Here is a 26656-nt window from a genome sequence, read left to right as displayed (position 1 = left end):
AGCCCTTGAAAGAATACGGCAGTAGTATCCAAAAGTTAGTTGACAACATGGTCAACATCGAAGATCGCTCAACCCGAACTCGGTATGCACATATCCTGATTGAGTTGATGCGGCAAATCCATCCGAACATGAAGGATGGTCAGGACTACTATAATAAATTGTGGGACGACCTCTATATCATGTCCAATTTTACGCTGGATGTTGACAGCCCTTATCCACCGCCATCGGAGGAAGCACTGGGCAAAAAGCCACAGCGGGTTCCATATAATACCCATAATCTACGCTTCAAGCATTTTGGCCGAAATGTAGATTTGTTGATCGCAAAAGCTATTGCCCTGGAAGAGCCCGACGAACGGCGTGCCTTTGTTTCTTACCTGACGCGCCTGATGCGCTCCTTTTATCAGGTATGGAATAAAGAATCTGTTGAAGATGAAACCATTTATCAGAGCCTGATCGAACTCTCGAAGGGTAAACTCGCCGATGATATCAAATTAATTCGGGAGGAAGGTCTCGTTGAAGCAACGCCCCGCGAGCGCACCGGCGATCAGCCGCAACGCATTAGCGGCAATAATTACCGCAACGACCGTAACCGGACCGAAGGTGGAATAGGTCAGCAGGGCCGCCCCAATAATCGTAACGACGGACCACGCAATGTCAATAACCGCAATCGTAATGATGGCGGATCAGGTGGACAGGGCCGCACGAATAACCGCAACGATAGAAACGACGGCTCACAACGCAATTTTGGCAACCGGAACCGCAACGACCGTAATGACGGACCACGTAACGACGGACCGCGTAATGACGGACCACGCAACGATGGGCCACGTAATGACGGACCGCCACGCAGACGCCGGTAGATTTTTTTATGGAGGTTGGTTAATGAGCGTGAAGCATGTCTTGTACAACACACGTCATTCACCAACCTCCATTTTTTCATTATTTATTATTTCCTAAATGGCATCTTTTCAAATTACAGGCGGGCGCAAACTAAAAGGCGAACTGAATCCGCAAGGCGCTAAAAACGAAGCCCTTCAAATTCTCTGCGCCGTATTACTAACCAAAGAACCCGTTACAATTCATAATATTCCGGGTATCCGGGATGTGAACCAGCTCATCGATCTGCTTGGTGATTTAGGCGTGTGGGTGACCAAAACCGGCGAGAGCTCATACCGGTTTCAGGCCAGTGATGTTAATCTTGATTACCTCGAAACGGATACATACAAGCGCAAAGCGGCAGCCCTTCGCGGGTCGGTTATGCTGCTTGGGCCCATGCTCGCCCGTTTCAAAAAGGGGCGTATTCCCCGGCCCGGTGGCGATAAAATTGGCCGTCGTCGGTTAGATACCCACTTTTTGGGTTTCGAAAAACTCGGCGCCCAATTCAATTATGACCCCAACGACGGCGGTTACTATCAGGTTGATGCCAGCAACCTGCGCGGCACCTATATGCTGCTCGACGAAGCTTCTGTAACAGGTACAGCCAACGTTCTGATGGCGGCTGTTATGGCCGAGGGTACAACCCAGATTTACAATGCCGCCTGTGAGCCCTATTTACAGCAATTGAGCAAGATGCTCAACTCTATGGGGGCCAAAATTACGGGCGTAGGCTCTAATCTACTGACCATCGAAGGGGTATCGGAGTTAAAAGGTACCGAACATACCATGCTCCCCGACATGATTGAGATTGGCTCGTTCATTGGCCTTGCCGCCATGACACAGTCGGAGATCACGATCAAAAACTGCCGGATTCCGGAATTGGGAATTATTCCCGATCAGTTCAAACGGCTGGGTATCCAGATGGAGTTTCGGGGCGATGATATTTTCATTCCTGCACAGGAGCGTTACCAGATCGAAAGTTTTCTGGACGGCGGTATGATGACTGTGGCCGATTCTCCCTGGCCCGGCTTCACCCCCGATTTGTTGAGTATTGTGCTCGTTACAGCCATTCAGGCGCAGGGCACCCTGCTGATTCACCAGAAGATGTTTGAGAGTCGGCTGTTTTTTGTCGATAAACTCATCGACATGGGGGCTCAGATTATCCTGTGCGACCCGCACCGCGCAACGGTGGTTGGGCTGAACCGGCAAGTTTCATTGAAAGGCATCCGCATGTCATCACCGGATATTCGGGCGGGGGTTGCGTTGCTCATTGCGGCCATGTCGGCACAGGGAACGAGCATTATCGATAACATCGAACAGATTGACAGGGGCTACCAGAACATCGACACCCGGTTGAATGCCATCGGTGCTGAGATCGTTCGGATGTAACCAAAATTTATTTATTTTTGAGCCTGATCTGCAAAATGTAGATCGGGCTTTTTCATTTTTACATGTCCACACTCAACATCTTATTCTGGAATGTTCAAAAGAAAGATCTGACTGCTCAGATTATCAATATTGCACATAATAAGGATGTTGATATTCTGATACTGGCTGAAAATCCAGTTAGTTCTACTCAACTTGTTCAGGCGTTGAATACAAAGGGGCCATACTACTTTCAGAATAATCCTCTATCTCAGTGTAGAAAGATTACCGTTGTGAGTAAATTTCATTATGACTCGATTACACCACTCGAAGAGACCTCTCGTCTTACTACCAGACATGTACATTTGCCAACAGGCGAAGACTTCTTGCTCACCGGACTCCATTTAGTAGATAAAGGGAGTTTTACAACAGAAAGTCAGAACGAAGCCGCATCCTTGGTAGCTGACCAACTTCTTAAGATAGAAAATAGATTTCGGATTAACCGCCATATTGTAGTAGGCGATTTTAATATGAATCCATTTGAGATCGGTATGATTAAAGCCAATGGGTTTCACGGCACTATGTCAAGTGAAGTAGCTAGTAATGTATCTAGGATTGTACAAACAAGGGAGTACCCATACTTTTACAATCCAACCTGGAGCTTGTTTGGTGATTTGAATAAAGATGTTTCAGGCACCTACTATTACAAACACGCTGAACACGTGTGTTATGAGTGGAACCTATTTGACCAAGTATTGATACGACCTAGCCTAGTGACTAATTTTGTGAAGAATAGTTTAGAAATTATAAAGACTGATGGTGTATCTTCACTGGTAACAAAACGGAATCTACCGAATCAGAAAACGTACTCCGACCATTTGCCGTTGTTTTTTACATTGAAATTCTAAGGAATATGGAAACGAAAAATCTTTGGCCTGATTTCCCCGTCGAAGTCACAAAAAGTCCCAGAGCTATCCTGAAGGAACAAGCGGGTTATTTAATGGCTAAAACTAATAATGTACTTTCGGCAGACGTAGAAACTGTTCAGGGTAATGGGCAAATAATACATCAATTTTTTGTTGTTGCCCCTGCTTTAAATAATTACCGTTATAGGATTTTTACGGTTTCACATGAAGTACTTTTTTACCCTCTGGTAGTTACTTGGAATGAAGTACAAGGAGGTCTATCAGAGATAAAAATTGAAAACCAGCAAGAGTTCCTAAGTATACTTAGTCAAATATTTAAGGATACTTCCACTACTAGAGTCATTTCATCACTTCTTTCGCAAAGTCTTGCAGAGTAAGACCACGCTAATTAATTTGTTTTAAAAAGGGCAGTCATCTGCCCTTTTTTTATGCTCAGTACGAAGGAAATAAATTTATTAATGTGCTGATAACGACCCCTGACTCATTAAACCTTCTGGCTTGATTTTTGTCTTTAGTAAAGAATAGGATTAGTTTAACAGCAAAATACCTGTACCAAATGAAAACGCTACAATCCAACCTTACCGTCTGGGCGCTGGCAGCCCTTCTGTCAAGTGGCAGTATGATAGCCTGTGCACAAGCGACAACGGGAGCCGCTACGGCGAGTGCCCAACCAGCCAGCGATCCAGCCAAAACAACACTGCTGCAACCGCTACAGCAAATGATTGCCAAAATGAAAAAATTACAGGCAACCGGCGATCCTGACTTTGACTATGCTTTCCAGGCAAAAATTCACACGCAGGGAGCACAGGATTTACTAAAGCAGGAAATTCAGAACGGGAAGGATACGGCGCTAAAACAAATGGCGAAAACCATGCTGGCGGCTTCAGATGCAGATGTTGCTATGCTGAATGGTACGCTTACTGAGATCAAGCCAACGCGCCCTAATCAGGCATTCGTACAGCAGCAAAGCCGTAATGTCGAAGCTATGAGCCTGAAATTGCAACAGACCGGTGCAAGCGATAAGTTGACGAGTGATATAGATAAAAATTTCTCAACGCTCCTGCTCGACCAACGCCAGGATGCTATCGACATGGCTACCCTTTATTTGCAGTATGGCAAAAACAGCACGCTGAAAAACTTCGCCCAGCAACTGGTCGACAAGTCTAAACAGCAAATGTCTGCCCTTAAGGCAACGCCTGCTACCCCTAAATAACGACTAAAATTGCACCATGAATGCAGTAGCGTTAGTTTTGATGTGATTAACGTTATTGCATTCATGGAAATAGCTGATTCGTTTGTTCCAACGGCCGGTGTCGTTGGCCTTTTACCGATGGTTACGTACTTCTTCCTGGTCGTAGCCATGTTTGTCTTCATAGGGCTGTTCGTCTTTTCGCTGGCGGCAAGAAAACCTGTCTCTTCAGAGCAGGATCGCCCGGTATTCCTCGTAACTCCTGTCATTGCCGCTGTAGCCGGACTTACCTACTATTTGATCCAGGTCCATTATCACGATGTGCTGGCTGATTTAGTCACTGTACCTGATGGAAATGACCGCCAAACCCTCATTCGTGAGTCGTACAATGCCATAAGTCAATACCGCTATATGGCTCTGTTTATCATAACGCCCTTGCTGGCATTCCAGCTACTTCCCCTCCTCCAGATTCAACCCGGCCAATACAAACGCCCATTTATGAAGCTACTGGCAGGTAGCTCGCTAATGGTCTTTGCCTGTTATATTGGTCATCAGCAACTCACGTTCGACAATGAAATTCAGGCTGGTCCATTCGCAGTATGGGCCTTCGTTGCACTAATTATCTTCGGATTTCTTGTCGTTACGGTCAATCGTCTCTGGAAAGAATTGGGCGGGGTAACCCGCTCAGCTTTCCGGTTCTCAGCCCTGATCCTTGCCGCCTGCTGGACAATTTATTTCCTGGGCTATTTCCTGACGCTCGCTCCTATTGATGCCAACTGGATTCAACTTGTCTTTACACTCGCCGACATGGCTAGTATACTTGGGGTAAGCTTAATCCTCTATTTATTCAGCACAAATCGTTGGTCAACTAGTTTGTAAAGTAGAAAAATCACCTGATATCCACCTGAAAACCAACTACATGAAATTTATTTACGGCTATAGTTTATGGCTGATTTTGTTTGGCGCATCCCAGGTAAAGGGGCAAAACGGTATTGTGGTGTTCCAGTCCGATTTCGGCTTGAAAGACGGGGCCGTGTCGGCTATGAAAGGGGTTGCCTTGGGGGTTTCGCCGACGCTTACATTGATGGACCTCACCCATGAGATTCCAGCATATAATATCTGGGAGGCTTCGTACCGACTTTACCAAACGGTTCCCTATTACCCAAAAGGAACCGTTTTTGTTTCTGTTTGCGATCCCGGTGTGGGCACCGAACGGCATTCAGTTGTGATGCTCACAAAATCCGGACACTACGTTGTAACACCCGATAACGGCACCCTCACGTTACTGGCCGAACACCTGGGCATTCTGGAAATACGGCAAATTGACGAAGTACTTAACCGACGCAAAAACTCAGGGGCGTCCTATACCTTTCACGGCCGGGATGTGTATGCTTACACGGCCGCCCGACTGGCTTCACGCACGATCACGTTTGCGCAGGTAGGCCCCAGGCTGCCCAACGAAGTCGTTCGTTTACCCTATCAAAAAGCGAAGTTAGAAAAGGATGCCGTGAAAGGGAATATTCCTGTGCTCGATATCCAATATGGCAACGTTTGGAGTAATATCCCGAAAGCCATGCTCGATCAGATTGGCACGAAACCGGGCGAAACGCTGCATATACAGATTGTCCAGAATGATAAAGTGCTGTTTGATAAGCGTGTTCGTTTCGTCAACACGTTTGGCGAAGTCCCTGTTGGCGACGATGCGGCCTATGTCAATAGTTTGTTGAACTTCTCGATTGCGATCAATCAGGGCAACTTCTCGGAAAAATACAAGGTATTCAGCGGGCCGGACTGGACGATTAGGGTGAGTAGAAAATAGTAGTACCGACCGGGACGATCGGTACTACAGGATCAAACGCTCTGCATTGTGCTTAATTTCCGGTAAAAACCTTCGTCGAGCGTGAGCAGTTCATCGTGACGACCACGCTCCACAATGCGCCCCTGGTTCACGACCAGAATCTCGTCGGCGTGTTGAATCGTGCTGAGCCGGTGCGCAATCACGAGCGTTGTGCGGTTTGCCATCAGGCGCGTTAAAGCTTCCTGCACCAGCTTTTCCGACTCGGTATCGAGGGCCGAGGTCGCTTCATCCAGGATCAGAATGGGTGGATTTTTCAGAATGGCGCGGGCAATACTGATGCGCTGCCGTTGCCCGCCCGACAGTTTACCGCCCCGGTCGCCAATGATAGTCTGATAACCGTCGGGCTGTGCTACAATAAAATCGTGCGCGTTGGCAATCCGGGCCGCTTCCATTATTTGAGCTTCTGTTGCCGGGGTGCCGAATGCAATGTTATTAGAAATGGTGTCGTTGAACAGAATACTCTCTTGAGTTACAATGCCCATCAGTGTCCGTAGGGAGGCCATTGTACACTCGCGCATGTCGATGCCATCAATGAGAATACGACCTGCCGTAGGGTCATAAAAGCGCGGAATCAGGTCGGCGATGGTCGATTTGCCGCCACCCGACGAGCCAACGAGCGCAATGGTTTTCCCTTTTTGCAGATCGAAGTTGATCTCGCGCAGCACGGGCGTATCGACCTGATAAGAGAAGGATACCTGCTGCACCGAGATTTTATCCCGAAATTCACTTAGCACCACGGCATTGGGTTTGTCCTGAATAGTTGGCGGTGTGTCAATGAGTTCAAGTACCCGCTCACCCGAAGCCAGTCCTCGCTGCGACCCGCTAAACGCATTCGAAATGTCCTTGGCCGGACGCGTCACCTGCGAAAAAATAGCGATGTACGCAATGAATTCGGAAGCCGTCAAATCCGACTGGCCGCTTAACACCAGCGACCCGCCATAATATAAAATGCCCGCGACAACAGCTACACCCATAACTTCCGAGAACGGAGACGCCAGTTCCCGCCGATTAGCCAGCGAGCGAATAGCGTTTCGATAACCGTCGTTTTCGCGTCTGAATTTGTCCAGAATAAAGCCTTCAGCCACGAAACCTTTCACCACGCGCATGCCGCCAAAAGTTTCATCTAACAGGCTCACCAAACCACTCAGCCGTTGCTGGCCTTCCTGCGCGTCGCGTTTCATCCGACGAACCAGCGTAGCAATAAAAACACCCGAGATGGGGATTACGATAATAGCGAACAGCGTCAGCTTAACCGAAATACTGAGCAGTGCCACGATGTAACCAATCAAAAGAAACACTTCTTTCGATGCCGCTGAAAGCGTGTTGGCAATGGAATTTTCGACTTCCTGAACGTCGGTAGTGGTGCGGGAAATGAGGTTTCCCTTGCGTTCATTCGAGAAGAAACCGAGGTGAAGTTGCAGCGTTTTCGCAAAAACCCTTTCCCGAAGTTTCGCTACCATCCGTGCCTTGAACGACTCCAACTGCCTGACGGATAAATATTTAAATAAGTTGTTAAGCAGTACCGACAGAATGATTATCGAGCAGACGAACTTAAGTGTTCCAACTTCGCCATATTGCTGAAACACCTGGGCAAAATAATAATTGAAGACTTTGGTAGGCGACGTAAAGAAGGAGGCAAACGTGGGCACAGGCTGGCTCAACAGTTGCTTCATTTGGCCGGTATCTACCTGATTGAACAAGGTGCTGAGGAGTGGAATGAGCAACGCAAAATTCAACACACCAAAAACGCTGGCCAGCAATGACGTGAATACGAATGGCGTCAGGAAGCGGCCCAGCGGTTTGGCAAACGAGAGTAATCGAAGGTATGTTTTCATTGATGCTGCAAAGTTAACCGGGATTTTCGCATCGACGAACCGCCCGATTTCGGGATCGAGCTGATTTCTGGTCTGGAGTCGGATATCGACAAAAAAGTTATGGCCCTGACAGGCTTGTGGTACATAAAATAGCGCTGTTCAGGGATTCTTATGGCTTTACAAATGTTAGTTCAGTAGGGAATAAACGTTTACAGTAAACGAACGCGTCCGAACCGAAAGTTGGCCAATATCCATCATGCTCGAATTTCTTTTAGTGTCTGCCTTTGTTGGCTATCTGATTTACCTACGCTACTACGCCGATCAACGGACGGCCGCCCAGAAAGAAGCCGAGCAGCTACGAGAGGGTATTGACCTGTACGAAACGGGACAGCTTGCCAAGTCGATTACCTACTTCAACAAGGCAATCAGCACACGGCCCGGATCGGCGGTGGCCTATCTATACCGCGCCCGAATTTACCGGGATTTGGGCGATCAAGAGGCTGCGCTGGTCGATCTGAATCAGGGCAAAAGCTATGATGACAGTATCGCCGAGCTTCATCTGGAGAGCGGGCAGATTAACTACCAGAAGCAGGCGTATGAACGAGCTTTTCAGGATTTCGACAAAGCGATTTTTCACACCCACGGCGACGCGGCCGAACCTTACCACTGGCGTGGCTTAGTGCGTCAGAAACTCCACCAATCCGATCAGGCCGAACAGGATCTGGCGAAAGCAGCGCAGATTGATCTGGCTATAAAAAACAGGCCACAAGTTCCTGCGACGAAGCAAAACGTTTTTTTCAACAGGCAACTGTTTCTAAATGCTGGCCTGACAATACTAGCCAGTATGGTGTTGATGTACATTATCAAGAAGAGTACTGTCATTCACTGGCCTTATTTGTGGGCTACTTCGTCGGCAGTTGGCATCGGTTTTCTTGAGCCTCGAAAAGGCTGGGCACTCGCTATTTTACAGGTTCTGACACTCCTGTTCACGTACTATATTGTGGTTGGGCCAGACCCACTCAGCACCCATCGGGAAGTAGAATTATTTAGTCTGTACGGCTCTGTGGGTCTGACATTTGCCGGTAGCCTGATTGGTAGTATCCTGCATAAAGCACAGGCTTAACGCGTTAGTGAACGCCCGGCGAAACACCTTTTTAATAGTTAAAAAAAATATATACCTAAGATTTGTAGGTATATATTTTTCTTTTGTACGTTTGGGCATGAATACGCCCAATACTTCCTCCTTATTGAAAGGTAGCCTATCCATAATGATTCTGCGATTGCTGGAAGATCGCGAGAAAATGTATGGCTATGAGATTACGCAAAAAGTAAAAGAGCTGACGGCGGGCGAGATGTCCATTACAGAGGGCGCCCTCTACCCTGCCCTGCACAAGCTCGAAGCCGACGGCCTGCTCACCACCGAAACCCAGGTGGTTGACGGTCGCGCCCGCAAATACTACTCCCTCACGAAAACCGGCCACACCGAAGCCACCGGGCGCATCGCCGAACTGGCCGCTTTTCTGGAGAATTTGAATCTGGTGCTCAAACTCAAACCGAGCTTATAACCATGCTTACCCCCACCCAACTTACTGCCATTAGTCAGCATTTAAAAAAGTCTGGCATTATTTACGAGGAAGTTCACCACGAGTTACTGGACCACTTCGCTAACGCAGTCGATGCACAGATCACGAATAAAATAACTTTTGAGAACGCACTATTGGACGTTAGTCGACAGTTTGGCGGTCCTGTTGGCTTGAAATATATCCAGACAACCCAGAGTCAGGCGATGAATCGACAGTACCGTCAACGCCTTCGCCATTACTTCTCCGTATGTGTTCAGTGGCCAAACGTATTGCAAACCCTGGCGGTCGTATGGTTGCTTTACACCCTTATTGATCTGGCTCCGAACATGATGACCGTAGCTTACAGCCTTATGGTGGTTGCTGCCATTCCCTTTTTAGTTATGCTCACGTTAACGGGAAAGCATCTCTGGCAATTTTTTCGGAGGGAGCGTCAATTGGCCTGGTCACTGGATGGGTTTACCCTACTTTCCAAATCGCTGAGCACAGCCATGATGTTCGTTTATCCGAACCTGTTCGTTTACCTAGGCATGATGACACCCAAAAACACGGCAATGAATTCTGTCGAGCAAGGTATATATTTTGTGATGTCATGCTTCATCGCTTTCCTATGTTTTGCTCAGGTAAATCTGATTGTAAGCTACAGCAAGTCGACTGACAAACCACTTAGCCATTCATTCTAATGAGCTTATCCGCCACCCAACTTACCGCCATTGACCAGCACCTGCGCAAGGAAAACTGGCTGCTTAATGAGGATTTGATTGCCGAATTAAAAGACCATTATATTAATGGCCTTGAGGAGCGGCTGGCGCAGGGAATGGCCTTTGAGGTAGCCATGCGGGAGATACAAAGAGGGTTTGGTGGGCGGTCAGGATTACTGGCCCTGGAAGAGGAGAAGAATAGGAGCCGTACACCCATTATAGCCAGGCAGCTAAGACAGCTAATTGGCAGTTATTTTAGGCCGCCCCGGTTGAGTGTGACCCTACTATTAATGGGAGTTGCCTATTGGTGTGCCGGCAAGGAATTGGTTGGTAACTGGTTAGAATGGGCTCATATTTCTTTTTTCCTTGTTTCGACTATACCAATCATTACCCTTGGTATTCGTAACGGTTTCTTATATGTAGCTGGGAAAAGGGAGTCAATGAAGGAATTCATGGCTGTGTTCTACCGATATATTCTGGCTGTCAATTTGCTAAACATCCTTAATTTTTTGTGGGGACACTCTACCTTCAAGTCAATAATGACCTATTCAATTCTTCACCAGACAGTGATCATTTTTGCTTATCTGTTCATCGGTACGATTATTATTGATTTTGTTTGGATTCAGCCCCGTCGTAGTACCGTTTTAGCCAGTTAAAACCATGCTCACCCCTACCGAACTTAACTTTCTCCGGCAAGATTTATCTGGTCTGGTCAACATTGAATACGACGAAGTAATGACCGAACTGCTCGACCACTACGCCAGCTTGACCGAACGAAAAATGACCGCCGATATGCCGTTCGATGAGGCCAGCAAATGGGCTTGGGCCGAGCTAGGCAGTGGCGACGGGCTACAGCAAATTCAGACTGACTATGAAAAAAGTATCAAAAAACAGGTACGAGTGCGGCATCTGGAAATCCTGAAAAGCTATTTCCGCTGGCCTGCCTTTGTGACAACAGCACTGGTTGCTGTATTGATGTACTTTACAGCACCATTTATTACCGCTAACGGCATGTTTACGGTTTTCTACGTTTGTGGTCTGTCTCCATTAGCTGTGTTGTTCTATGGTCATTGGAAGCACCTAGACCAACAAACAAATGGCCGAAAAATTGTTTGGACCTATCTACGTGAATCAGGAAGCATCATTTTTAATCTGTTTTATGTTTTTGGCATAAACGTCCTTAATTCATTATTTGAAGAGAAGAGCAAAATTTGGCTGTTTCAGGTTCATTCGACAGTTGGCCTTATCTTATGCCTCCTCACGTTACTCTATGCAGTCAGTTTCATTCAACTTTTCAAGGAGAATTTCAGCTTGAAACTAGCTTAACCACTATGCTCACACCCACCCAACTCACCGCCATTGACCAGCATCTGCGCAAGGAAAACTGGCTGCTCAATGAAGAGTTGATTGATGAACTGAAAGACCATTACACCGAGGGAATTGAAGAGCGTCTTTCGCAGGGAATGGCCTTTGATGTAGCTCTAAGGGAGATTCAAGCTGGCTTTGGTGGGCGTAAGGGCCTGCTGAAGATGGAAGAGGATTTTCAGGTTCACAACCATCGAAAAATCGGTCAACTGGAGTGGAAGTTTGTCCGTTCGTTCATGCATGGGGCAAAATGGCCCTTTACCGTCTGTCTGTTCGTTAGCTTGTATGCCGTAAATGTCTATACCGGCGAAGAGGATATAGTAAGAACTGGATTGAGTTTTGGCTTTGTGCTCGTTACGGTCTCCGTTCTCGTTAATGTTGCCCAAAGCCTGTACTTCTTTTACTGGAATCGGAATGAGGTTAATCAGGCAGTTGGGCAACCCAGCTCGCCGGTTTACATTACTACATACTTGCTTGGTATGTCCTTGTTGCTTCTGAATAAGTATGGTTTTGCAAAATACGGCTCCAGCTTCCCAAACTCAGCGGTCCTGTTGCTGGAAACCTTATTGGAGACGTTATGCCTCGTTTATTATGCAGCCATCGCGCTGGCTACGAGACAAATTTTACTAAAAGAACGGAACAATCGTCTTCCCAAAGCTACTTAATCAACCTCCCCATGCTTACTCCCGCCCAACTTACCGCCATTAAGCAACACTTACGCGAAACAAATTTGCTCTCTAACGAGGAACTCATTCTCGAACTGACGGACCATTATTCACTAGCGATTGAGGATCAACTAGCACAGGGAACAACGTTCGATACAGCGTTGGCTACAGCAGATGCGGGATTTGGTAACCAGCCGGGCTTGCTGAGCCTTGAGAAGCACTATACCAACGCTAGCAATCTGGCGTTTTGGCAAACTGTTCTTCACAAATTGAAAGACTACACCGCGTTGCCCCGGCTGATTGGTCTATTCAGTCTTACCGGCATACTATACTACTTACTTTCCAATTTTTGGCAGGCCACCTTTTGTGGGCTGGTCATTCTGACAATTACCTTATACATTATTGTTGGCCGTCCTTTTTTCAGGTTTCCGTCCAGCAAAACAAACTATATCCATGAGTGGGATAACAGGCCGTATTGGATTTATCGTCGGCGCACGGCCGGACTGGAATGGGTAAGCAATGTGCTACTGGGCATCGGCTTTAACGTCCCACTATTTTTGTCTGTACTGCCTACGTTATTCAGTGAGCATACGCATGAGCGCTTTTTTGTCTTTTTTTCGGCGGTGTGTTTCACGGTAAGCCTGCTGAGTTTTGTCATCGTTGCGGAGCTCACCTTCCAACAAAATCCAATCCTGAAACGACTTGCGGCAAGCGAGTAAATGGAATTTTTTAGTTTTTTCGAGCATCTTTTTGTCATGGCTCCGGCCACCCGGCCCGACAAAGGAGGGATCTTCGGTAATAGACAATTTTTCAGTTCCTACCGAAGATCCCTCGTTCCTCGGGATGACAAAGGCCAGAATGACAAAAACACACCTAACCACCCTTTTCCCATGCTAACTCCTGCACAAAAAGCCACCCTTGATTATCACCTGCGCGACACTAATTTGCTCACTAATGAAGAGCTTATTCTCGAACTGACAGACCATTACACTACGGCCCTTCTCGAACGCATGACGGAAGGCATGACGTTTGAAACAGCCTTAACAGCCACACAAAAAGCTTTTGGGGGCAGTAAAGGTTTGCAGAAAATGGAACGCCAATACAACCGCGTCACCTTCCGGCATTATGACGAACGCTGGCGGCAGACAGTTGTGACCCAACTTCAAAAGCCATTATTGTATCGGCAGACTCTACCAGTATGTACTGTTTTAATTTACCTATCTTTTGTCGGTTACTCTCCCAATTCAACACATGAACTAGAATTAGATAACGATTTCTACATTGGTTTTGCAACAGGCGCCCTCATAGGGTTTGTAGTCCTGCTTGCAGGGCTAGTATTGCCTTATCTAAAAACTGTGTTTACGTATGGAGTGCACAACGTTCCTACTGAAGCCCTGTATCTGATAACGCGCCACTCCGTCTTACTTCCTATCCTTTACGGAACAGGCGCAATGGGCTTTTTCGGAATACTATCTCTCCTTCCATATCCACTTCAACCCCTGTTAATTTCGCTGTATCTGGTAGCCGTTGGTTTGTATATGCGCACCGGCAACATCATGTATGAATCGCTTTATGAAGTTTTCCCAAACCGATAAAACTACTATTTTTTAGCCAACCCTTCATACAACTTCCAGTACTCACCCGCCACGCTTGGCCAGCTAAAGCTGGCGGCTCGTTTGCGTAGCCGCTCCTGGCGCAAGGAATTTTGCCCAAAATCGTGAAGGCCATCGTGAAGAACCTTAGCCATAGTTTCAGGCTCGAAATTCTCGAAATAATACGCTTCCTTACCCCCAACTTCGGGCAGGCTTGTGAGGTTAGAGATGAACACCGGCTTGCCAAACGTCATGGCTTCGGCTACGGGCAGGCCGAAGCCTTCGGTAAGAGACGGGAACAAAAACGCTTCACAACGAGCATAGAGCCACAATTTAGTAGCTTCATCGACCGAGCCGGGTACTAATAAACGGTCGGCGACACCAAGTTTTTCGGCTTGTTCGCGGATGTGCTGGGCGTATGGATGGCGGTCGGGACCGGCCAGTACGAGCCGATAATCGGGAAAGGCTTCCAGCAGGGGCAGCAACGTGTGAACGTTCTTCTTTGGGTGAATAACGCCAACGAACAGAAGAAAAGGAGATTGAGTGAAGTCGTGAAGTGGCGACGTGGCGGGTAACGCCGAAGGTGTATTCTTCGGATCGACGGCCACACCGGTGTATACCACATCAAACGGCGTAGTATCTGGTATGTGCAAATGCGATTTTACTACCGAAGCCGTAAACCCCGAACCCGCCGTCAGCAACGACGCCTTATTGATTTTACGCTGTAGCCGGGCCAGTTTGCGCTCCTTTTTGGCGGCTGAATAATCGGCCCGTTCCAAAAAATTCAGGTCGTAAATTGTCAGCATCAACTTCGCCGACTTATTCACTAGGGGGTTAGGCAGATAAACAGAATCCTGATGCAGGCAATGCCAGACGTCATATTGGCCGGGAATCAACAGCTTGCGTTGCCATGATGCTTCGATATAGGCTACAGAATCGCCAAAAACGCCCGTTTTCCCTTTTGGCACCAGAAAAGTAAGGATCCAATCGCTGGGGCGTTGCCGAACCAGTTCATGGCCGAGGTGAAGGCAAACCTGCCCCAAACCACTGTTGAGATCGCGCAGACGTTCGGTATCAATAAAGAGAGAAGGCATAAGAAAAGGTATAAAGCACAAAACTACGGTTTACGAACCATACGTTCGCCCTGAATATAATGTCTCTCTTTGCCATTAATTGGCAATTCCTCCAGAAAACCCGCTTTAACAAGGGCTCGAATATCATTTCGGGCGGTTTGGTTTGAAACGCCCATTCTCGTTTCAACCTCCTTTATAGACAACGTGCCGCTGGGGCTTCGCCATAGCCACTCCGTTATTTGCGCCTGACGGGGCGATAATTTTTCAGTGCGTTGCAGGTCTAGTAACTGGCGTTTTTCCTGATTCTTCCGGTCAATATATTTCTTTAGTCCATCATACGCTTGACTAAGGGTTTTAACCTGATAGAGAACAAAGTAGGTCAAGTCATTTTCATCGGCTTCGGTGTGCTGAAAAGCCTTGTAATATTGTCCTCTTGACTTCATTATTATTCTGGATATTGACAAATATTCGGTTAACCAATACCCTTTACGCAGTAAGTACCAATAAAATAAGGCGCGCGCAGTACGCCCATTTCCATCGGTGAATGGATGAAAGTAGCCAATCAGAAAATGAATAATACTAGCTTTAACTATGGGGTGTACAAAAAAATCAGGCGTCTCATCGTTGAAAAATCGACACAGATCACTCACAAATGTTGGCAGAGTTGAGTGCGAAGGGGGAGTGTGAATGACATCCCCATTGACGGCGTCAATTACATAAATATCGTCGTTAGACCGCAGGAGACCGGCTTCATCGGGCCTATCCAGCGTGTCGTTTGTAATTAGCTGGTGTAACTTTAGTAAACCTGCTTTAGTCAATGGCTCTTTTTTAATTTGAACAATGTGCTGTATTGTCGAATAATTATTGACGATCATACGCTCCGACGTGTTTCTGGGTGGACGATTCTTCCGAAGCATTTCTTTAGCCACCAACCGTGATGTTACAGCGCCTTCAATCTGGCTCGACGCGATAGATTCTTCCATTATGGAGCCAATCAGATACTGATATTTATCGCCCTCATTTGTAGCAGTAGCCTGTTCACCTGGCGCCCCTGCCAGATGCAAGTCAAATTCATGAAGCTGTTGCTCCAGTGAGTCGGCCCTGGTGAAATAAAACCCTTGATTACCTATCTCAAAATACCGTCGGTCGTGTAAACGATCTTCTTTTACAATAGACCAAAGGTCAACAGGCGTTAACACATGTTTAAATTCGGTTGGCACTTTATATTTTACCTCACTCCAGTAAGCGTAATCTTTATTAATTTTTCGAATGAGCCCACGCTGATACAAGTTGTTGTGTATATCCATCATGCCTTTTTCGATAAACTGTCGAATGAACTCTCTATACGATTTATAAGCAGGCACAGGTTCTACTTTCCCCATATTATTTCACAATATTTCCAAAATTTTGAAATATTGTGAAATCTAGAAAATTCTTGCGAAAAGAGCAACATTCATTAATAGTGAGCAATAAAGACCCTGTTTGTTCGGATATTTGCACCATGACTTTACAAAATGACTTGTTACTCCGCACCGCACGGGGCGAATTGACCGAGCGAGTACCGGTCTGGATGATGCGTCAGGCGGGACGTGTGCTGCCTCAATACAGAGCCGTTCGGGAGCGGGCCGGAAGTTTTATTACGCTGGCAAAAACCCCTGAATTAGCCGCCGAAGTGACGATTCAACCCGTCGATGCGTTCGATGTGGATGCCGCCATTATTTTCTCCGATATTCTGGTGGTGCCCGAAGCGATGGGCCTTCCGTATGAAATGATCGAAAGTCGGGGACCCGTTTTCCCCTCAACGGTACGAAATCAGGCTGATATGAGCCGTCTGCGCATTGCCGACGCCGAAAGCGATCTGGGCTATGTGCTGGATGCCATCAAACTGACAAAGAAAGAACTCAACAACCGGGTGCCGCTCATTGGTTTCGCGGGTGCTCCGTTCACCATTTTCTGTTACATGACAGAAGGCAAAGGCTCGAAAACCTTTTCGGTTGCCAAAAAATTGCTGTACACCGATCCAAATTTTGCTCACGCACTGCTACAGCAAATAACGGATAGCACCATTGCCTATTTACAGGCGCAGATACGGGCGGGTGTTGATCTGGTGCAGATTTTCGACTCGTGGGCGGGTATCCTCTCACCGGAGCAGTACCGGACATTCTCCTTACCCTACATCAAGCAAATTTGTGACGTCATCACGGATGTACCCGTAACGGTTTTCGCAAAAGGCGCCTTCTTCGCCCGGCACGAAATTGGCCAACTGAGTTGCGACGTAGTGGGACTGGACTGGAACATGAGCCCCAAAGAATCGCGCGAGTTAATTCCCGACCGGGTCTTACAGGGCAACCTGGACCCTTGTGTGTTATACGCTGATTTTGCCCAGATTCGGGCGGAGGTAAAACAAATGTTCAGCGACTTCGGTCATCAACATTACATTGCCAACCTCGGCCACGGCATCTACCCCGATACTGACCCCGACAAAGCCCGGTGCTTTGTCGATGCAGTGAAGGAAATGTAGGTAGTGTAACGCGGACGTCCCGTCCGCACAGCTTAATGTGATGCTCCGGACGGGGTCGGCTATCCGGCCCGGCATCACATTAAGCTGTGCGGACGGGACGTCCGCGCTACTTTTTTACAAACTTTCTTTAGCTTCCTGCTTTAACTGCGCCTTGTCGATGGGCACAACCCCAACCGATTCGCAAACCAGGCCCCCGCCGAGGTTGGATAGTCCGGCAATAATACCGGGCGATTGTTTCAGGGCCACACAACAGGCGGCAATACTAATAACGGTATCGCCCGCGCCCGATACATCAGCAATTTTGCGAATGTGGGCGGGCAATTTCAGTTTTTCGTTGTTGTAGTCGATAAACGCGCCCCGCTCCGATAGTGTAATTAGGGCACCTTTCAGGTTTAGGGTTTCCTTTAGCTGATCAACGGCAGCTTGTAATTCCTCAGGCTTATCAACGTCAAAATCTACTTTTAAGCCTTCTCGCAGTTCTTTCAGATTTGGTTTGAAGAGGGTTGTATTTTGATACGACAGGAAGTTGCGCTTTTTGGGATCGACTACCGTTGGTATCTGCTGCTCATTAGCAAAATCAGTTATTTCGGCGATTGCTTCTTTACTTAAAACACCTTTATCATAATCTTCAAAAATAACGACATGGCAGGTCGGTATAAGCTCTTTCGCTTTGGCAACCAACTGCGCCCGTTCGTCGGCGGTGATGTATTTATCTGTTTCGGTATCGACACGAACGACTTGTTGCGAACCCGCAATGATCCGTTCCTTAATAGTCGTAATACGCGCTTTGCTTCGGATAAGGCCATTGCAATTCAGACCCCGATTGCAGAGTTCCTGTTCGAGTTGATCGCCCGGCCCGTCGGTACCGATAACCGAGCAAATGATGGCTTCGGCTCCTAGAGCTTGCACATTCAGCAACACATTACCAGCGCCACCTAAGCGTAATTCACGCCGATCAACCGTAACAACGGGCACGGGTGCTTCGGGCGAAATCCGCTCAACACGCCCCCAAACGTAGGAGTCGAGCATTACGTCGCCAATAATCAGTACACGGAGTTTATCGAACTGATCGAACAATTCGTCGAGAGACATATCCAGGACCATCAGGTCGTGAGCCAGATTCATAGGCACAGAAAAGCTTATTTTAGCTGCAAAGAAACAAAACATAGCTGCCTTTTCCGAAACGCTGCCGCTCCTTTGAGTGAACGTAACAAGCGTTACTCCCCAATAAATTGAAGCAACAGGTCAGGTTTTAGAAATAAAAGAACAACCGGAATAACCAGACTTACCGCCAGCCAGACCATTGTTTTGGGTAAAACAACCGGGGTTGATTGCTGTGTGTGAACAGGTTCTGGCCGGAAGAAAAGGAGGAAAGGAATTTTAAGATAATAGACCAGCGATACAAGTGCATTCAGTAAACCCAGTGCGAACAAAGCCAGCAGCCAACCGTCGCCCGTATGCTGATAGGCTTCGTACAACGCTGAAAATGATAAGAGTTTAGCCGTAAAGCCAGCGGTAGGCGGCAAACCCGTCAGGGCCAGCATCACAACAGTGAGGGCTATCGACAACAACGGCTGCTTTAGTCCTAAACCAGCAAAATTACGAATCGTTAAGGGCTCGTCTTGTGTATTTCCATTGCTGCGTGCCAGTAGATCGACCAGGAAAAAAGCCGCCAGGGATATAAACAGATAGGTACCCATATAAAACAAAACAGCCTCAAAACCGGCGTCACTCAATGCCACTACGCCCACCAGCAGGAAACCGGCATGGGCAATGGTGGAGTAGGCCAGCAACCGTTTAGCATCCGTTTGCCGAAGTGCCGACAGGTTACCAATCAAAATACCGGCCAGCGCGAGTACCGCCAGTGGCGTTTGCAACACCATCGCTGTCGTGCCACCTGCGGCTGCTTCGGCGGGCAAGGCCGTGATGACCCGCATCAGCACCAGTACGGCAGCGGCTTTGGGCGCTACAGAAAAAAATGCGGCTACCGGCACCGGGGCCGCTTCATAGGCATCGGGTGTCCAGACATGAAACGGCACACCCGCGAGTTTGAACAGTAAACCAGCCATTGTCAGCAGCATAGCCACGGCCACCACCGCCCCATTCTGCTGCGCCAGTTCAGTACCAAAGGCATCGGCAGTAAGATCGAGCGTACCCGTCATGCCATACAGCAACGACATTCCATACAGCATGATCGCCGAGCTTATCGCCCCAAAAAGCAGGTATTTGATGCCACCTTCCGAGGCCTTGCGGTCGGCAGTAAGGGCGGTGAGTAAATAGGAGCAAATAGAAACCAGTTCGATACTCAGATAAATACTGAGCATATTGACCGATAAGGTCATCAGGAAAAGGCCCAATGTCATGGCAATCAGCAGGGAATACCATTCAAAAGGCAGACTCGACCGTTTGACAAAAGCGGGCAGTTGACTCCCCTGAGGTTGTTGAGAAGCATCTTGTTGAACGGACAAAAATTCATACAAAACGACCACTATAGCCCCAATGGCAATAATAGCCTGTGTGAAAATAGCCTGCTTATCCACAAACAACAGGTGCATGAACAGGAAACCCCGCACGGGTACTAGTACCGCCCAAACGCCTGCAATTACCAGAATAAGAACGCTCAACCCCGCCAGATACCGACGTACGTTCGGCAACGCCACGACTCGAACAAAAACCAGTTCGGCCACCAGCAATAGGCAAAAAGACGCTGACAGCCAGATTTCCGGTCCGAAACCGCCAAGGCTTTTAAGAATGTCAGTGAGTTGATCGGTGAGAGACAAAATGGTGAAGTGGGTGGAGTGGGTGAAGTAGGTGAAGTAGTTGAAGAGGGCTATCCTACACCACGAACTCCACTCACTCCACCAATTACTAAAATCAAATCATACCATCGCGTTCAGGCTGGCCTTCGTAGTTTCGCAACTTAATCGGTGCCTGTTTCTTACGAAGGCGAATATTCAGAAATTCGACTAAAAGAGAGAAGGCAATAGCGAAGTACAAATACCCCTTTGGCACGGTGCCGACTTCCTGATCGAAGAAAACGACCTCCGATAGATGAGCTCCCTCTGCCACCAGCATGAACCCGATCATGATCAGGAACGCCAGGCCCAGCATCTGAATAGTTGGGTGTTCATTGACAAATGAACCGACAGGACCGGCAAAAAACATCATGATCAGGATAGACAGCACAACGGCGATCATCATAATGGTCACGTTCTGTGTCAGGCCGATAGCCGTTAAAATAGAGTCGATAGAGAACACAATATTCGTAATGGCAATTTGCGTGACCACACTCGAAATTGTCGCTTTCCCTTTGGTGCTACCACCTTCTATTTCCTCATCGCCACCACCCTCTAATTTATGGTGAATTTCGGAGGTGGCTTTATAAAGCAGAAACAGGCCGCCACCAAACAGAATCAGACTTTGACCCGTAAAGGCCGCTCTAAACCAGCCAGCATCAATATGCGTAAAGGGCTTGCTAAGCGAAATAACAAACGAAATACCCATCAGCAAAACCAACCGGAATCCCATAGCCAGAATTAAACCGATGTTCCGTGCTTTAGGTTGGTCGTTTCGAGCGAGCTTATTGGCCGCAATGGAGATGAAAATAATATTATCGATACCCAGAACAATTTCCAGAAATGTCAGGGTAAGCATGCTGATAATTGACTCAGCCGTAAAAAGATCGCTCATAGTTGAACAAAAGTGAAAGCCAAAATTACCCCCTGCAGGCCGGGTGTGCAACAACTTGTTCAAGAAAGAACCCCGGACTGGACAAAAGGTTACTGGATTGGACCACTGGTTAATTGGATGAAAACGGGTCAAAGCAACAATTGACCACTTGGCAGCGTATAGTGTATAAATACATCGCTTACACCAAAAAATGAGGCTGGGAACTCTGGCTACAGTTCAACCTAATAAATAGGAGTTTTTTAAGGACATTTAGTAGCTTTGATGTTAATCAGTAACATATTATAACCTTGACGAGTTATTAAACTTGACTATGATTCTGATGATACAATCCTAGATGGGTTAGTTTCCTGTCAAAACCTAACGCCTTGTGTCGAAACTGTTTGTTCGTATTCTTCTTGGTATACTTGCCATTGTTCTGTTACTGGTAGGGTTTGTGGTCGTTATTGCCACGACACCCTGGGGCCAGCAACTGGTAACGAACCAGGTAAACTCATATTTATCTCAAAAACTGCAATCTCCCTTTCGCATTGGGCGAATCAGTTACTCCATTCCCGACTGGATTGAACTCAACGATGTCTATTTTAAAACACCCAAAGGCGACACGTTGATCAACGGTGGCCGCATGAGGGTAGACCTCGACATGTGGGGACTGCTTAATAACCGTGTGTCGCTGAACCAGATAGAACTGGAGCATATTCGCCTGAACATCAGCCGAACCCTGCCCGATACGACCTTTAATTTTCAATACATTCTCGATGCCTTCGATACCGGCACCGCCGATGCGTCGGACCGTCCCGAACCTTCCGATACCGTATCGACCCCACTAGCCATTAACCTGACGGGTATTGCCCTTCGGGATGTGCGGATCAAGTACAAAGACGACGTTACCGGGGCCGATGTCAATGCCTATATGGATAGCCTTCGGGCCGGTTTTAGCGAAACGGACGTCGATAAGTCAAAATACCATCTGTCGACTGTAGCGGTAAACGGCCTCGATGTGTATACCCGATTATACGAAGGCTTGCCAACGCCCCCCAGCGCCCCCGACAAACCCGGCGATACACTCGACCTGGCACTGGGAAAATGGCAGATAAATCGCGCCAAATGGGACATACGCGTTGAAACCGCCGACTTCAAAACGAAGGGAACCGCCGAGCGGCTGGCGATGGAATCGGATTACCTTTACCTGGAAGGCGAAAAGATCGGGATCAAATCACTCGACTTGAGTAACGCCGATGTAGCCGCTATACTTACCAAACCGACAAAGAAAACAACGACGACTCCGCCAACAGCCGCTTCGGCAGTTACGCCCGGCTGGCAGGCTAAACTGACCAATGTCCGCTTTGCAAACAACCGCATTCGATACGACGACGAAACAGCTCCGCGTCAGAAAAAAGGGCTGGATTATGGCCACCTCGATTTACAGAATCTGGGTATCGACGGGCGGTTTCTGGTGTATCAGGACTTAGGCAAACGGGGTCAGAAAATCAGTGGTCAACTGCGTAACGGTCGGTTCCGGGCAACCAGTGGGTTCGTTCTTCAGAAACTGGAAGGTAATCTCTTGTATACCGACACCACCACTACTATCAACAAACTCTACGTTCAAACCCCGACAAGCGTACTGCGCGATCAGCTTGTGCTGCGTTACGATTCATTGGGGCAGTTGAGCAACCCGCGTTTTGCCAGGCGTGTGGGCGTTCGGGTGAATCTTCGTCAGAGTAAATTATCCGTTGAAGATGTGTTGCAACTGGCTCCATTTCTGGCCGACACGCCACCTTTCGCCGGAAATAGCGGGGGGGTCTTCAAAGCCAATGCACAGGCAGTGGGGACTCTGGCTTCACTAAACATACCGCGTTTGGAATTCGATATGTTGTCGGGCACTCGCATACGCGCCAGCGGTCGCCTGACAAACGTGACTGACCCCGATCATATTGGTACTGACATAACTATACAGGACGCCAGCACAACCCTGGCCGATATTAATAAGCTGGCTCCCAAAGGCTCGATACCTTCGTCGATAGCGCTGCCGCCAGCAATCAAATTGACCGGAAGACTTAAAGGCCAGTTAAACGACCTTATTCTGGACGCCAAATTGAATACAGCCTGGGGTGCGGCAGCATTTGACGGCAAACTCGCGGGCTTTGTCGCGGGCAAAAACCAGACCTATAAAGGCACTCTGAACCTGACTGATTTTGACGCGGGTAAATGGTTAAAACAAACCGGAACGGTTGGAAAAGTAACCGGACGCGCCACAGTTGACGGACGAGGCATTGATGTAAATACGCTGACCACCCGATTTGATCTGGCCATACAATCAGCCGATTTAAACGGTTATCGGTATCAGAATCTCGATGCTGAAGGTAAATTGGCCAATGGCAATCTTGACCTGTTAGGGTCATTGAAAGACCCGAACGCCAATCTGGCCCTCGACATCAAAGCCGGTCTGAAAGGAGATTTCCCCAGTGTTACGGGGCAAACCGTAATCAACGAACTTAACCTCCAGCAACTCAAACTATACAAAGACCCGCTTTCGCTGAAGGGGAAAATCAATCTCGATATGACCTCTACCGATCCGGCCAAGCCCATTGGCACCGTTTCGGCAAGTGATGCGGTATTGAGTCTGAGTGGCAAAAACTACCCTATCGACTCGCTCTACGCCAAACTGTCGGCAGATGGGGCAAACAAAAAAGTAGTTGCCCGACTGCCGGGAGCAAACCTGGCTCTGAACGGACAGTTTGAGTATGCTCAATTATATGACATCATTGCGGGCGAGATCAGCCAGTATATCGCCCTACCATCGTTTACTTACAAGCGAATTCCGCCCCCGCACGCTTTTACACTGAATTTAAAAGCCTATCAGAATCCACTTTTTCAGGCATTCGTCCCCTCGCTGACACGGCTGGATACTGTGCGTTTTAATGCCTATCTGGACAACACCCGCGACACTACCTTGTCGGCTACATTGCGTACGGGTGTCGTTGTGTATGATACAACGACGCTACAGGGGAGTACAATGGCTATTCGGGGAGCGAACAACCAGTTGAAAGTCGATGGCCGCATCGACGGGGTATTGTATAATGGCATGACTATCCGCCAAACAGACCTGAACGGTATAGCGGCTAATAACAAGTTCCGGTTTGCCGTTGTCAACAAAGATTCGATCAACCAGGATTTACACGGCGTTTCGGGAACGTTGAGTATTGTCGATTCCAGCTACCGATTCCAGTTTGCGCCCAACGGATTGCTGACCAACTATCAACGCTGGCAAACAGATACCGCAGGTTTTGCCCAGTACGGGAAAGATGGCGTGCTTATCAATCGACTGCATATTAAGGCAGAGCAGCAATCACTGGAAATTAGCAGTACCGAACAATACGGAAATGCGCCCATTCGGGTAACAGCCCGCGCTATCGAACTGGGCAATCTGGCCCGTCTGGCCAATCAGGATACTACGCTCGCCAGTGGTCAGCTTAATGGCACTGTGATTGTGCGCGACTATATGGGAACCGATAGCAAACTAGCCTTTATTGGATCTGTTTATGTCGATAGTCTGAAGGTGATGGACAAACCTATAGGCAACCTCACCGCCCGATTTAACAACACAAGTGAAGGCCGCATTAGCGTTAACACAGCCCTCGCCGGTCCTTATAACGACGCAACAGTTACGGGTTTCTACAATCCGGAAGATGCCAAACAGGCTCTCGATCTGGCCATTAAACTAAATCGGCTGGACGCCCGCACCATTGAAGCATTCAGCTTCGGCGAATTACGGCAGGCGAAGGGTAACCTTACGGGTGGATTTACTGTACAAGGAGCTGCCGACAATCCAAAAATAGATGGTAGCGTCGCGTTTGATTCAGTTGCCTTTAACATAAAGCAACTTAATGCTACGTATCACATCGACCAGGAGAAACTGGCTTTCTCCGGCCAAACCATCAGCCTGAATGGCTTTAAACTACGCGATGACCAAAACCGCACGTTAACAACCGATGGCACCGTTGTGTTGAAAAACCTGCCTGATGTGGCTTATAACCTTCGCCTTCGGGCCGACCATTTTCAGGTACTGAACGCAGCACGAAAAGACAATGATTATGCTTACGGACAGGCCGCCATCACTGCCGACCTGCGTATAAAAGGGGCGGGCACCAGCCCGTCGGTCAACGGAAATATAAAACTCGACGATGGCAGTAAGGTATCGGTCGTATTGCCCGACCAGCAATTGGACGTTAATGAGTCGAGTAAGATTGTTACGTTTATCAATCACGGCGATTCGCTGGCATTAACAAAATACTTATACCGTCCTAAACGGGATAGTCTGGCTCCCCGACTGGCCTTCGATCAACTCAGCAACGCCAACATTTCGCTCGATCTGGAGGCCGATGAGAAATCGGAATTGACCATTGTGGTGGATGAACTCAACGGCGACTACCTGCGGGCACGGGGTAATGCCCAGCTAAATGTGGGTGTAAATGCCTCCGGTGAGGTAACCGTATTAGGCCGCTATGATGTGACCGAAGGCGAATACTCGCTCACCTATCAGGTACTGAAACGTCAGTTCAAGATTCAGAAAGGCGGCTATATTCAGTTTTCCGGAGACCCCCTCAAAGCGGATATCAACATTACCGCTATCTACCAAGTATCGACTTCACCGGCTGACCTGATTGGAAATGAATCGACCACGGTTGATGCCGCTGCACTCAATCGTAAATTGCCATTCAATGTGGCGCTCACGATTGGCAACAACCTGGCCGCGCCAAAATTGGACTTCGACATTCGCATGCCAGAAGCTGATGACGGGGGCGCTTCGGCCTCCAGCGAGTTTGCGACAAATATTGAGAACAAGCTAAAAACGCTCCGGCAAGACCAGTCGCAGGTGAACAAGCAGGTGTTTGCTTTGTTGATTTTGAATCGGTTCTTACCTGAAAACACATCGGACTTTTTCTCGTCGTCGAACAACGGCGGCTTGGATACGCAGGCAGAAGGGGTTGCCCGAAATAGTGTAAGCAAGCTTATATCCGAACAGTTGGGCAAACTGGCATCGGGTATTCTGAAAGGCTTCGACGTCGATTTCAACTTATTATCACAAACGGGTAGCGGCAATACTGGCGGCACAACAAACGGCGCCCGCACAGATCTGAACGTTGGCCTGTCGAAAAGTTTTCTATCGGGACGGCTTACAGTAGCTGTCGGGCGTAATTTTGTACTCGAAAATGCGGCTCAAAGTGCTACCCGAAACCCGAATGAGGTATTCGATAACGTATCGCTGAACTACAGCCTCAGCCGCGATGGGCGCTATGTACTCCGGGCTTACCGCCGTAATGATTACCAGGCTGTATTGGATGGGTATATTGTTGAAACGGGCGTTGGTTTTGTCATTACGCTAGATTATAACACGCTGTCCGACATCCTTCGTCGGTCGCCAGGCCCCTCCCTGAATTAAC

At 48.1% G+C, this 26656-nt stretch carries 23 protein-coding genes; 17 read left to right on the top strand and 6 right to left on the bottom strand.

The features are described from left to right. Nucleotides 1-5 precede the first annotated feature (5 nt). The 7 genes from CWM47_RS24370 (at nucleotide 6) to CWM47_RS24340 (ending at nucleotide 6175) form a co-directional block, all read left to right on the top strand. The gene (locus CWM47_RS24370; RefSeq protein ID WP_240625976.1) at nucleotides 6-860 is read left to right on the top strand and encodes a DUF4290 domain-containing protein; all 855 of its coding nucleotides are present in this window, start codon (nucleotides 6-8) and stop codon (nucleotides 858-860) included. A 97-nt stretch (nucleotides 861-957) separates the two neighbouring features. Beyond that, nucleotides 958-2265 (top strand): UDP-N-acetylglucosamine 1-carboxyvinyltransferase, encoded by a 1308-nt coding sequence (gene murA, locus CWM47_RS24365; protein WP_100990802.1) that lies wholly within the window; start codon nucleotides 958-960, stop codon nucleotides 2263-2265. Nucleotides 2266-2327: 62 nt separating this feature from the next. Beyond that, nucleotides 2328-3149: an endonuclease/exonuclease/phosphatase family protein gene (locus tag CWM47_RS38955; RefSeq protein WP_157816060.1), complete on the top strand. Its 822-nt coding sequence runs from the start codon at nucleotides 2328-2330 to the stop codon at nucleotides 3147-3149. A 5-nt stretch (nucleotides 3150-3154) separates the two neighbouring features. Further along, nucleotides 3155-3544, top strand: coding sequence for a hypothetical protein (locus CWM47_RS24355; RefSeq protein ID WP_100990800.1), 390 nt, complete (start codon nucleotides 3155-3157; stop codon nucleotides 3542-3544). Between the two features lie 179 nt (nucleotides 3545-3723). Next, entirely contained in the window at nucleotides 3724-4380 is a 657-nt protein-coding gene (locus CWM47_RS24350) for a DUF305 domain-containing protein (RefSeq protein WP_100990798.1), read from the top strand. Nucleotides 4381-4443: 63 nt separating this feature from the next. Further along, nucleotides 4444-5235, top strand: a complete 792-nt coding sequence (locus CWM47_RS24345; RefSeq protein WP_100990796.1) for a bacteriorhodopsin — start codon at nucleotides 4444-4446, stop codon at nucleotides 5233-5235. Nucleotides 5236-5275: 40 nt separating this feature from the next. Then, nucleotides 5276-6175 carry an SAM hydrolase/SAM-dependent halogenase family protein gene (locus CWM47_RS24340; RefSeq protein ID WP_100990794.1) on the top strand — a complete coding sequence of 300 codons (900 nt, stop codon included), beginning with the start codon at nucleotides 5276-5278 and terminating at the stop codon, nucleotides 6173-6175. Between the two features lie 32 nt (nucleotides 6176-6207). On the opposite strand, the gene CWM47_RS24335 is transcribed toward CWM47_RS24340, so the two are convergent. Then, the gene (locus CWM47_RS24335) at nucleotides 6208-8049 is read right to left on the bottom strand and encodes an ABC transporter ATP-binding protein (RefSeq protein ID WP_100990792.1); all 1842 of its coding nucleotides are present in this window, start codon (nucleotides 8047-8049) and stop codon (nucleotides 6208-6210) included. A 235-nt stretch (nucleotides 8050-8284) separates the two neighbouring features. On the opposite strand from CWM47_RS24335, the gene CWM47_RS24330 reads away from it, so the two are divergent. The 8 genes from CWM47_RS24330 to CWM47_RS24295 all read left to right on the top strand — a co-directional run bounded on the left by CWM47_RS24330 (nucleotide 8285) and on the right by CWM47_RS24295 (nucleotide 13934). After that, nucleotides 8285-9151: a tetratricopeptide repeat protein gene (locus tag CWM47_RS24330; RefSeq protein WP_100990790.1), complete on the top strand. Its 867-nt coding sequence runs from the start codon at nucleotides 8285-8287 to the stop codon at nucleotides 9149-9151. A gap of 97 nt (nucleotides 9152-9248) precedes the next feature. Further along, nucleotides 9249-9593 carry a PadR family transcriptional regulator gene (locus CWM47_RS24325; protein ID WP_100994026.1) on the top strand — a complete coding sequence of 115 codons (345 nt, stop codon included), beginning with the start codon at nucleotides 9249-9251 and terminating at the stop codon, nucleotides 9591-9593. Nucleotides 9594-9595: 2 nt separating this feature from the next. Next, nucleotides 9596-10291, top strand: a complete 696-nt coding sequence (locus CWM47_RS24320; RefSeq protein WP_100990788.1) for a hypothetical protein — start codon at nucleotides 9596-9598, stop codon at nucleotides 10289-10291. Beyond that, on the top strand, nucleotides 10291-10965 hold the full coding sequence (locus CWM47_RS24315) for a hypothetical protein (RefSeq protein WP_100990787.1): 675 nt from the start codon (nucleotides 10291-10293) through the stop codon (nucleotides 10963-10965). Before CWM47_RS24320 ends, CWM47_RS24315 begins: the two co-directional genes overlap by 1 nt. A 4-nt stretch (nucleotides 10966-10969) precedes the next feature. Continuing rightward, entirely contained in the window at nucleotides 10970-11635 is a 666-nt protein-coding gene (locus CWM47_RS24310) for a hypothetical protein (RefSeq protein ID WP_100990785.1), read from the top strand. Between the two features lie 5 nt (nucleotides 11636-11640). Continuing rightward, nucleotides 11641-12339, top strand: coding sequence for a hypothetical protein (locus CWM47_RS24305; RefSeq protein WP_100990783.1), 699 nt, complete (start codon nucleotides 11641-11643; stop codon nucleotides 12337-12339). Nucleotides 12340-12350: 11 nt separating this feature from the next. Next, the gene (locus CWM47_RS24300; RefSeq protein WP_100990781.1) at nucleotides 12351-13058 is read left to right on the top strand and encodes a hypothetical protein; all 708 of its coding nucleotides are present in this window, start codon (nucleotides 12351-12353) and stop codon (nucleotides 13056-13058) included. 171 nt (nucleotides 13059-13229) lie between these two features. After that, on the top strand, nucleotides 13230-13934 hold the full coding sequence (locus tag CWM47_RS24295; protein WP_100994025.1) for a hypothetical protein: 705 nt from the start codon (nucleotides 13230-13232) through the stop codon (nucleotides 13932-13934). A 5-nt stretch (nucleotides 13935-13939) separates the two neighbouring features. On the opposite strand, the gene CWM47_RS24290 is transcribed toward CWM47_RS24295, so the two are convergent. Then, nucleotides 13940-15025: a glycosyltransferase family 4 protein gene (locus CWM47_RS24290; RefSeq protein ID WP_100990779.1), complete on the bottom strand. Its 1086-nt coding sequence runs from the start codon at nucleotides 15023-15025 to the stop codon at nucleotides 13940-13942. A gap of 23 nt (nucleotides 15026-15048) precedes the next feature. Next, a complete protein-coding gene (locus CWM47_RS24285) occupies nucleotides 15049-16386 on the bottom strand; it encodes a Fic family protein (RefSeq protein ID WP_240625420.1) in 1338 nt (445 codons plus the stop codon). 119 nt (nucleotides 16387-16505) lie between these two features. On the opposite strand from CWM47_RS24285, the gene hemE reads away from it, so the two are divergent. Then, on the top strand, nucleotides 16506-17525 hold the full coding sequence (gene hemE / locus CWM47_RS24280; protein ID WP_100990777.1) for a uroporphyrinogen decarboxylase: 1020 nt from the start codon (nucleotides 16506-16508) through the stop codon (nucleotides 17523-17525). Between the two features lie 114 nt (nucleotides 17526-17639). Here the strand turns inward: hemE and CWM47_RS24275 are convergent, their stop codons facing one another. The 3 genes from CWM47_RS24275 to CWM47_RS24265 form a co-directional block, all read right to left on the bottom strand. Further along, complete coding sequence (locus CWM47_RS24275; protein ID WP_100994023.1) at nucleotides 17640-18629, bottom strand: bifunctional heptose 7-phosphate kinase/heptose 1-phosphate adenyltransferase; 990 nt, start codon at nucleotides 18627-18629, stop codon at nucleotides 17640-17642. Nucleotides 18630-18742: 113 nt separating this feature from the next. Continuing rightward, nucleotides 18743-20305 carry an NADH-quinone oxidoreductase subunit N gene (locus CWM47_RS24270; protein WP_100990775.1) on the bottom strand — a complete coding sequence of 521 codons (1563 nt, stop codon included), beginning with the start codon at nucleotides 20303-20305 and terminating at the stop codon, nucleotides 18743-18745. A 94-nt stretch (nucleotides 20306-20399) separates the two neighbouring features. Continuing rightward, nucleotides 20400-21215, bottom strand: a complete 816-nt coding sequence (locus tag CWM47_RS24265; RefSeq protein ID WP_100990773.1) for a TerC family protein — start codon at nucleotides 21213-21215, stop codon at nucleotides 20400-20402. A gap of 367 nt (nucleotides 21216-21582) precedes the next feature. Here CWM47_RS24265 and CWM47_RS24260 point away from each other — a divergent pair, with 367 nt between their 5' ends. Continuing rightward, nucleotides 21583-26655: a translocation/assembly module TamB domain-containing protein gene (locus tag CWM47_RS24260; protein WP_100990771.1), complete on the top strand. Its 5073-nt coding sequence runs from the start codon at nucleotides 21583-21585 to the stop codon at nucleotides 26653-26655. The last annotated feature ends 1 nt before the right edge of the window (nucleotide 26656 follow it).

This window comes from Spirosoma pollinicola (genome assembly GCF_002831565.1).
GTDB classification, from domain to species: Bacteria; Bacteroidota; Bacteroidia; order Cytophagales; family Spirosomataceae; genus Spirosoma; species Spirosoma pollinicola.
This window is presented reverse-complemented; position numbering and strand designations above follow the sequence as displayed.

Coding starts and splice junctions, on each gene's coding strand:
- CWM47_RS24345 (WP_100990796.1), top strand. CDS start 4,444: ATGGAAATAGCTGATTCGTTTGTTCCAACGGCCGGTGTCGTTGGCCTT.
- CWM47_RS24295 (WP_100994025.1), top strand. CDS start 13,230: ATGCTAACTCCTGCACAAAAAGCCACCCTTGATTATCACCTGCGCGAC.
- CWM47_RS24325 (WP_100994026.1), top strand. CDS start 9,249: ATGAATACGCCCAATACTTCCTCCTTATTGAAAGGTAGCCTATCCATA.
- CWM47_RS24285 (WP_240625420.1), bottom strand. CDS start 16,386: ATGGGGAAAGTAGAACCTGTGCCTGCTTATAAATCGTATAGAGAGTTC.
- CWM47_RS38955 (WP_157816060.1), top strand. CDS start 2,328: ATGTCCACACTCAACATCTTATTCTGGAATGTTCAAAAGAAAGATCTG.
- hemE (WP_100990777.1), top strand. CDS start 16,506: ATGACTTTACAAAATGACTTGTTACTCCGCACCGCACGGGGCGAATTG.
- CWM47_RS24300 (WP_100990781.1), top strand. CDS start 12,351: ATGCTTACTCCCGCCCAACTTACCGCCATTAAGCAACACTTACGCGAA.
- CWM47_RS24305 (WP_100990783.1), top strand. CDS start 11,641: ATGCTCACACCCACCCAACTCACCGCCATTGACCAGCATCTGCGCAAG.
- CWM47_RS24310 (WP_100990785.1), top strand. CDS start 10,970: ATGCTCACCCCTACCGAACTTAACTTTCTCCGGCAAGATTTATCTGGT.
- CWM47_RS24330 (WP_100990790.1), top strand. CDS start 8,285: ATGCTCGAATTTCTTTTAGTGTCTGCCTTTGTTGGCTATCTGATTTAC.
- CWM47_RS24315 (WP_100990787.1), top strand. CDS start 10,291: ATGAGCTTATCCGCCACCCAACTTACCGCCATTGACCAGCACCTGCGC.
- CWM47_RS24275 (WP_100994023.1), bottom strand. CDS start 18,629: ATGGTCCTGGATATGTCTCTCGACGAATTGTTCGATCAGTTCGATAAA.
- CWM47_RS24320 (WP_100990788.1), top strand. CDS start 9,596: ATGCTTACCCCCACCCAACTTACTGCCATTAGTCAGCATTTAAAAAAG.
- murA (WP_100990802.1), top strand. CDS start 958: ATGGCATCTTTTCAAATTACAGGCGGGCGCAAACTAAAAGGCGAACTG.
- CWM47_RS24350 (WP_100990798.1), top strand. CDS start 3,724: ATGAAAACGCTACAATCCAACCTTACCGTCTGGGCGCTGGCAGCCCTT.
- CWM47_RS24290 (WP_100990779.1), bottom strand. CDS start 15,025: ATGCCTTCTCTCTTTATTGATACCGAACGTCTGCGCGATCTCAACAGT.
- CWM47_RS24335 (WP_100990792.1), bottom strand. CDS start 8,049: ATGAAAACATACCTTCGATTACTCTCGTTTGCCAAACCGCTGGGCCGC.
- CWM47_RS24340 (WP_100990794.1), top strand. CDS start 5,276: ATGAAATTTATTTACGGCTATAGTTTATGGCTGATTTTGTTTGGCGCA.
- CWM47_RS24265 (WP_100990773.1), bottom strand. CDS start 21,215: ATGAGCGATCTTTTTACGGCTGAGTCAATTATCAGCATGCTTACCCTG.
- CWM47_RS24355 (WP_100990800.1), top strand. CDS start 3,155: ATGGAAACGAAAAATCTTTGGCCTGATTTCCCCGTCGAAGTCACAAAA.